Here is a 7550-nt window from a genome sequence, read left to right as displayed (position 1 = left end):
CCTACGACAAATGGAATGGTTCTGAGTGGGTGACTGATGCAGACGCTCAGCATGCGGCTGACGTTGCTTCAGCAGAACAGAAAAAATCACAACTACTCGCTGAGGCAGCCGAAGAGATTGCATGGAGAAAGTATGCTGTCGATAAAGGGATCGCCACTGCTGAAGAAGAATTAGAACTTGATGTCTGGGAGATGTACCGGGTGCAGTTGATGCGTATCAAAACAGATGCCGCATCCGATATCGAGTGGCCGCCACTGCCAGGCGCATAAACGAACCTTTGAAAGAATGGCGGGCTGATGCCCGTCTTTTTTATGATTTATTTATGTGTCATGCGCTACCCATCGCCGACAAATAGCCCCTCACCAGACCAGCCAGGACAATAACACTCGCCCACTAACCACGGAGTTAACCGGATGAGTGATTTTCACCACGGCGTACAGGTGCTTGAGATTAACGACGGCACCCGCGTCATTTCCACTGTAGCAACCGCAATCGTCGGCATGGTCTGCACGGCCAGCGATGCGGATGCCGAAACGTTCCCCCTCAATGAACCGGTACTGATTACCAATGTGCAGAGCGCCATTGCGAAAGCCGGTAAAAAAGGCACGCTGGCCGCATCCCTGCAGGCCATCGCCGACCAGTCAAAGCCCGTCACCGTTGTCGTGCGCGTTGCCGAAGGTACCGGAGAAGACGCGGAAGCTCAGACCATTTCCAATATTATCGGCGGCACGGATGAGAACGGTAAATACACCGGTATCAAAGCGCTGTTGACTGCCGAAGCGGTCACCGGTGTTAAGCCGCGTATTCTCGGCGTGCCGGGCCTCGATACGCAGGAAGTCGCAACCGCCCTCGCGTCGGTCTGCATCAGTCTGCGCGCGTTTGGTTATGTCAGCGCATGGGGCTGTAAGACTATTTCCGAGGCGATAGCCTATCGCGATAATTTCAGCCAGCGCGAGCTGATGCTTATCTGGCCTGATTTCCTCGCATGGGACACCACCGCGAATGCCACCGCAACGGCCTACGCCACTGCGCGCGCACTCGGTCTGCGCGCTTATATCGACCAGACTGTCGGCTGGCATAAAACCCTGTCTAACGTCGGCGTGCAGGGCGTCACCGGCATCAGTGCCTCAGTGTTTTGGGATTTGCAGGCATCCGGCACCGATGCTGACCTGCTCAACGAGGCCGGGGTCACGACGCTGGTGCGCAAAGATGGTTTCCGCTTTTGGGGTAACCGCACCTGCTCTGATGACCCGCTGTTCCTGTTTGAGAACTACACACGCACCGCGCAGGTGCTGGCCGACACGATGGCCGAGGCGCACATGTGGGCGGTCGATAAGCCCATCACCGCATCGCTCATCCGTGACATTGTCGACGGCATTAATGCCAAATTCCGCGAGCTGAAATCTAACGGCTACATCGTGGACGGTGAATGCTGGTTCGACGAGGAATCGAACGACAAGGAAACCCTCAAGGCCGGGAAACTGTATATCGACTACGACTATACGCCGGTTCCACCACTGGAAAGCCTGACCCTGCGCCAGCGTATCACCGATAAATATCTGGTGAATCTGGCCGAATCGGTCAACAGCTAAGGAGCCTGAAACAACATGGCACTACCCCGCAAACTCAAATATCTGAACATGTTCAATGACGGCCTGAGCTACATGGGCGTTGTTGAATCCGTGACGCTGCCGAAGCTGACCCGCAAGCTCGAAAACTATCGCGGCGGCGGTATGAATGGTGCGGCGGCGATTGACCTCGGCCTCGACGACGATGCGCTCACCGTCGAATGGTCTGTCGGTGGCCTGCCCGATGTGGCGCTGTGGGCGCAGTACGCCGCGCCGGGAGCTGACGCCGTGCCGCTGCGTTTTGCTGGATCCTACCAGCGCGACGACACCGGCGAAATCATCGCGGTCGAGGTGGTCATGCGTGGCCGTCACAAAGAAATCGACGGCGGTGAGAATAAACAGGGTGAAAACACCTCGACCAAACTGTCGACCGTTTGCACCTACTACCGCCTCACGATTGATGGTAGTGACGTCATCGAAATCGACACCGTCAACATGGTCGAGAAGGTGAACGGCGTCGACCGTCTGGAACAGCACCGCCGCGCAATCGGGCTGTAATTCCCTGACCGGTCAGCACTGTTGGCCGGTTATTAATCCCCATTCAGAGCAGAGAAAAACATCATGGCAAGAGCACCACGTAAAACCGCTGAATTTGTTGATACGGCTGGCAATGAAATTGACACCGTAAACCCGAACGTCGTGACCCTCGACAAGCCGATTAAGCGCGCCGGTCAGACTATTGATAAAGTCACCCTGATTGAGCCGAACGCCGGTACCTTGCGCGGTGTCAGTCTGGCGGCGGTGGCGCAGTCCGAAGTTGATGCGCTGATTAAAGTCCTGCCGCGCATGACCTATCCCGCGCTCACCACGCAGGAATTAGCCGCGATGAACCTGCCAGATATGCTGTCGCTGGCCGCTAAGGTGATTGGTTTTTTGTCACCGGCTTCGGCGGAATAGATTTCCCGCCTGACCTGTCGACCGATGACCTGATGGCGGATATTGCAGTGATATTTCACTGGTCGCCATCAGAGCTCTATTCCCTGAGCCTGACCGAGCTCATCACATGGCGCGAAAAGGCGCTGCAGCGTAGCGGAAACAACAATGAGTAATAACCTGAGGCTTGAGGTATTGCTGAAAGCGGTCGACCAGGCGACCCGACCGCTTAAATCCATCCAGACCGCGAGTAAATCCCTGTCGGGTGATATTCGCGACACACAAAAAGGGCTGCGTGACCTGAATGGTCAGGCGTCAAAAATCGACGGCTTTCGTAAGGCAAGCGCTCAACTGGCCGTGACCAGTCAGTCGCTTGAGAAAGCAAAACGCGAGGCCGGTGAGCTGGCCGTGCAGTTTAAAAACACCACCAGTCCGACCCGCGCGCAGGCGCAGGCACTCGAAGCGGCAAAGCGTGCCGCCTCTGAGCTGCAGGCGAAATACAACAGCCTGAGAACGTCGGTACAGCGCCAGCGCTCCGAGCTGATGCAGGCCGGTATCAATACCCGCACTCTGTCTGCCGATGAGCGTCGGCTCAAAACCTCCATCAGCGAAACGACGTCGCAGCTTAATCGACAGCGCGAGGCACTGGCACGCGTCAGTGCGCAGCAGGCGAAATTAAGCCGGGTGAAAGAGCGATATAAATCAGGTAAAGAGCTTGCCGGTAACATGGCTGCAGCCGGTGCTGCCGGGGTCGGTATCGCGACAGCGGGAACGATGGCCGGGGTTAAATTACTGATGCCCGGTTATGACTTTGCGCAGAAAAATTCCGAGCTGCAGGCCGTGCTCGGGGTCGATAAGCAGTCGCCAGAAATGCAGGCGCTACGCAAACAGGCGCGCCAGCTCGGCGACAATACTGCAGCCTCTGCCGATGATGCCGCCAGTGCGCAGATTATCATCGCAAAAGGTGGCGGTGATGCTGAAGCTATAGCGGCCATGACGCCTGTGACTCTCAACCTGTCACTTGCGAACAGGAAAACAATGGAGGAAAACGCGCAACTATTGATGGGGACAAAAGCCGCCTTTCAGCTTTCTAATGACGCTGCTGCACATATCGGTGATGTTCTTTCAACCACGATGAACAAAACCACCGCTGATTTTCAGGGGCTAAGTGACTCATTAAGTTACCTTGCCCCTGTTGCGAAAAATGCCGGGGTGAGTCTTGAACAAGCGGCGGCGATTACCGGCACACTTCACGATAATAACATCAGGGGGTCAATGGCTGGGACGGGCGGCGCGGCTGTTATAACAAGGCTACAGGCACCAACAGGCAAAGCATATGATGCCCTAAAAGAGTTGGGTGTTAAAACCTCGGACAGAAAAGGCAATACGCGCCCATTATTTACCATCTTGAAAGAAATGCAGGCCAGTTTTGAGCGCAACAAGCTCGGCACTGGTCAGAAAGCAGAATATGTGAAAACCATATTCGGCGAGGAGGCTATGAAATCCGCAAGTGTGCTGATGGCGGCAGCGGCCAGCGGAAAACTCGATAAACTCACCGCGACGATAAAAGCCTCGGACGGTAAAACCGAGGAACTGGTCAAGGTTATGCAGGATAACCTCGGCGGCGACTTCAAGGAGTTCCAGTCAGCTTATGAGGCAGTCGGCACTGACCTCTATGACCAGCAAGATAGTTCATTGCGCAAACTTACCCAAACCGCCACGCAGTATGTGTTAAAACTCGACAACTGGATCAAAGATAACAAGGAATTGGCAGAAACTATCGGCATCATTGCCGGTGGCGCGCTGGCGCTGATTGGTATCATCGGCGGCATTGGTCTCGTTGCGTGGCCGGTTGTAATGGGGATTAATGCCATTATCGCCGCTGCTGGCGTGCTGGGTACGGTCTTTACTGTCGTCGGTAGTGCCATTGCGACAGCGCTCGGTGCGATTACCTGGCCGATAGTGGCCGTCGGTGCGGCGATTGTGGCCGGGGCTCTACTCATCCGCAAATATTGGGAGCCCATCAGCGCATTTTTTTCGGGGGTGATTGAGGGCATCATGAGCGCCTTTGCACCGGTCGGGGAAATGTTCGCTCCACTGGCTCCAATCTTTGACGGACTCGGTGAGAAACTGCGCGGCGTCTGGCAATGGTTTAAAGACCTGATTGCACCGGTCAAGGCAACGCAGGAGACGCTTGATAGCTGCAAAAATGTCGGTGTTATTTTTGGGCAGGCGCTGGCCGATGCGCTGATGTTGCCTCTGAATATTTTCAATAAGCTGCGCGGTGGTCTTGATGTAATTCTCGAAAAGCTCGGCCTCGTAAAAAAGGAATCGAGCGGTATTGATACGGAAACGGCAAAAACGCCGCCGGTTGGTCAGGGTGGAGGATATATTCCGACAACCAGCTCGCTTGGTGGATATCAGGCTTATCAGCCTGTCACGGCTCCCGCCGGTCGTACCTATATTGACCAGAGCAGCCCGACCTATCAAATAAACCTGCCGGGTGGCGGCGCGCCGGGTGGTCAATTGGGTAACCAGTTGCAGGATGCGTTAGAAAAATATGAACGCGACAAGCGAGCCAAAGCCCGCGCTAGCATGATGCACGATTAAGGAGGCTGATGATGATGCTTGCTCTTGGAATGTTTGTGTTTGAACGTCGCACCCTGCCTTATCAGTCGATGCAGCACTCGAAGAATTACCGCTGGGCGTCTAATGACCGGGTCGGCAAACCTCCTGCGTATCAGTTTCTCGGCGAGGGGGAAAACGCGATCCAGCTTGCCGGTACGCTTTACCCTGCCATTACTGGCGGTCGTATATCTCTGCTGGCTGTCGAACTGATGGCCGACGAGGGCAGAGCTTGGCCGCTGATTGAGGGAACCGGCAATATCTTCGGGATGTATATCGTCGAGACGGTGTCGACCACGCATACCGAGTTTTTCAGCGACGGCGCGGCCAGAAAGATTGATTTCACCCTTTCGCTGAAACGGATCGACGAATCACTGACGGCAATGTTTGGCGACCTGAATAAGCAGGCCAGCGAGCTTCTCGGCTCTGCTGGTAATCTGACTGATAAGCTGCAGGGTACGCTCGGAGGGCTGACCGCATGATTACGGGCATGACCATTGACGCCGGTACCAGCATTGCACCGGCATTTATGCTGACGCTGAACAGCCAGGACATTACCAGCAATTTTAGTGACCGGCTGATTTCTCTCACCATGACCGACAACAGGGGATTTGAGGCTGACCAGCTCGACATTGAGCTCAACGACACCGACGGCAAAGTCGAGTTACCCCTGCGCGGGGCGGTGCTGACGTTGTGGCTTGGCTGGCAGGGTTCGGCGCTTCTGAATAAGGGCGATTTCACGGTCGATGAGATTGAGCATCGGGGCGCGCCTGATACCCTGACCATCCGGGCGCGTAGTGCAGACTTTCGCGGAACGCTCAATTCACGGCGTGAAGAGTCATGGCACGACACCACCCTCGGTGAGCTGGTCAGCACCATTGCAAAGCGCAATAAACTGACGGCCAGTGTCGCGGATTCGCTGAAAAAAATACCGGTACCGCATATCGACCAGTCGCAGGAGTCCGACGCCGTATTTCTGACCCGGCTGGCTGACCGCAATGGGGCGGCGGTGTCAGTGAAAGCGGGTAAACTCCTGTTTCTGAAAGCCGGTAGTGCGATGACGGCCAGTGGCAAGCCCGTCCCGCAAATGACCCTGACCCGCGGCGATGGCGACCGTCATCAGTTTGCCATTGCTGACCGTGGGGCTTACACCGGCGTAACAGCAAAATGGTTGCACACAAAAGACCCGAAGCCGCAAAAGCAAAAAGTGACGCTGAAACGTAAGCCAAAAGAGAAGCACCTGCGCGCACTGGAGCACCCAAAAGCAAAGCCGGTCAGCAAAAAGACAAAGGCCAAAAAAGAGCCGGAGGCGCGCGAGGGTGAGTATATGGCCGGTGAGGCCGATAACGTGCTGGCGCTGACGACTGTCTACGCTTCTAAGGCGCAGGCGATGCGCGCCGCTCAGGCTAAGTGGGATAAGCTGCAGCGAGGCGTTGCGGAGTTTTCAATTACGCTGGCGCTTGGCAGGGCTGATTTATTCCCTGAGACCCCGATGCGTGTGTCAGGGTTTAAGCGCGTCATAGACGAGCAATCTTGGTTAATCAGTAAAGTGACTCACAATCTGAATAATAATGGCTACACGACGGGCTTAGAGCTTGAGGTTAAACTCTCTGATGTGGAGTACAGCTCAGAGGAAAGTGAGAGTTGAAAAAGCAAATCATAATTTGCAAATGCAATTTAAGAGTTTATTATTCCCTCAGATACGCCAGCAGGGGGAATAATTATGATGCACTGCCCGTTATGCCAAAACGCCGCGCATGCTCGCACTAGCCGGTACCTTAGCACCGAAACGAAAGAACGTTATCACCAGTGCCAAAACATCAATTGCGGATGTACATTTATAACTTTTGAGACGCTATCAAGATTTATTGTGAAGCCGGGCGCTGTTGACCCTGCCCCTCCTCATCCCGTTAGAAACCAGCAACAGCAACTTTGGCTTTAACCTGCTTCGGCAGGTTTTTTTATATCTGCCGCCATCGCGCCAATCTCTGCCGCCAACTTGCCGCCATCGCCAATAAAAAAGGGGTTAGCAAATAGCTAACCCCTTGTTTTATAACACGCTTTGGATGTAGCGCGAATGCGTTATCAGTTAAGACGCTCTTTGATACGAGCAGACTTACCAGTGCGCTCACGCAGGTAGTACAGTTTAGCTTTACGTACAGCACCACGACGTTTAACAGCAATGCTGTCAACAACTGGAGAGTGAGTCTGGAAGACACGCTCAACGCCTTCGCCGTTGGAAATTTTACGAACAGTGAATGCAGAGTGCAGACCGCGGCTACGAATAGCGATAACCACGCCCTCAAATGCCTGCAGACGTTTTTTGGAACCTTCAACAACCCATACTTTCACTTCCACGGTATCACCCGGACGGAAGGAAGGTACGTCCTGCTTCATCTGTTCTTGTTCAAGTTGCTTAATAAT

The 7550-nt window shown here is 54.6% G+C and carries 10 protein-coding genes; 9 read left to right on the top strand and 1 reads right to left on the bottom strand.

Annotated elements, in window-relative coordinates; genetic code table 11:
* The 9 genes from RDN66_RS04960 to RDN66_RS04920 all read left to right on the top strand — a co-directional run.
* Positions 1–269, top strand: a 269-nt coding sequence (locus tag RDN66_RS04960; RefSeq protein ID WP_308537605.1) for a tail fiber assembly protein, incomplete at its 5' end; no start/stop codon positions are given.
* A 144-nt stretch (positions 270–413) separates the two neighbouring features.
* Positions 414–1592 carry a phage tail sheath protein gene (locus RDN66_RS04955; protein WP_308537604.1) on the top strand — a complete coding sequence of 393 codons (1179 nt, stop codon included), beginning with the start codon at positions 414–416 and terminating at the stop codon, positions 1590–1592.
* Positions 1593–1607: 15 nt separating this feature from the next.
* Complete coding sequence (locus RDN66_RS04950) at positions 1608–2126, top strand: phage major tail tube protein (protein ID WP_001207674.1); 519 nt, start codon at positions 1608–1610, stop codon at positions 2124–2126.
* A 63-nt stretch (positions 2127–2189) separates the two neighbouring features.
* Entirely contained in the window at positions 2190–2525 is a 336-nt protein-coding gene (locus RDN66_RS04945; RefSeq protein WP_308537603.1) for a phage tail assembly protein, read from the top strand.
* 32 nt (positions 2526–2557) lie between these two features.
* A complete protein-coding gene (locus RDN66_RS04940) occupies positions 2558–2677 on the top strand; it encodes a GpE family phage tail protein (protein ID WP_308537602.1) in 120 nt (39 codons plus the stop codon).
* The gene (locus RDN66_RS04935) at positions 2670–5111 is read left to right on the top strand and encodes a phage tail tape measure protein (protein WP_308537601.1); all 2442 of its coding nucleotides are present in this window, start codon (positions 2670–2672) and stop codon (positions 5109–5111) included. Before RDN66_RS04940 ends, RDN66_RS04935 begins: the two co-directional genes overlap by 8 nt.
* Before the next feature lie 11 nt (positions 5112–5122).
* Positions 5123–5608, top strand: coding sequence for a phage tail protein (locus RDN66_RS04930; protein WP_202217389.1), 486 nt, complete (start codon positions 5123–5125; stop codon positions 5606–5608).
* Positions 5605–6774 (top strand): phage late control D family protein, encoded by a 1170-nt coding sequence (locus RDN66_RS04925; RefSeq protein WP_202217388.1) that lies wholly within the window; start codon positions 5605–5607, stop codon positions 6772–6774. Before RDN66_RS04930 ends, RDN66_RS04925 begins: the two co-directional genes overlap by 4 nt.
* Before the next feature lie 75 nt (positions 6775–6849).
* Positions 6850–7068 carry a DNA-binding transcriptional regulator gene (locus tag RDN66_RS04920; protein ID WP_000972009.1) on the top strand — a complete coding sequence of 73 codons (219 nt, stop codon included), beginning with the start codon at positions 6850–6852 and terminating at the stop codon, positions 7066–7068.
* Positions 7069–7211: 143 nt separating this feature from the next.
* Here the strand turns inward: RDN66_RS04920 and rplS are convergent.
* Positions 7212–7550, bottom strand: a 339-nt coding sequence (gene rplS, locus RDN66_RS04915) for a 50S ribosomal protein L19 (protein ID WP_308537600.1), incomplete at its 5' end; no start/stop codon positions are given.

It is taken from the genome of uncultured Kluyvera sp. (assembly GCF_902485085.1).
GTDB lineage: Bacteria > Pseudomonadota > Gammaproteobacteria > Enterobacterales > Enterobacteriaceae > Kluyvera > Kluyvera ascorbata.
Note: the sequence above shows the minus strand (reverse complement) of the source record. Positions and strands in the feature narration are given on the sequence as shown.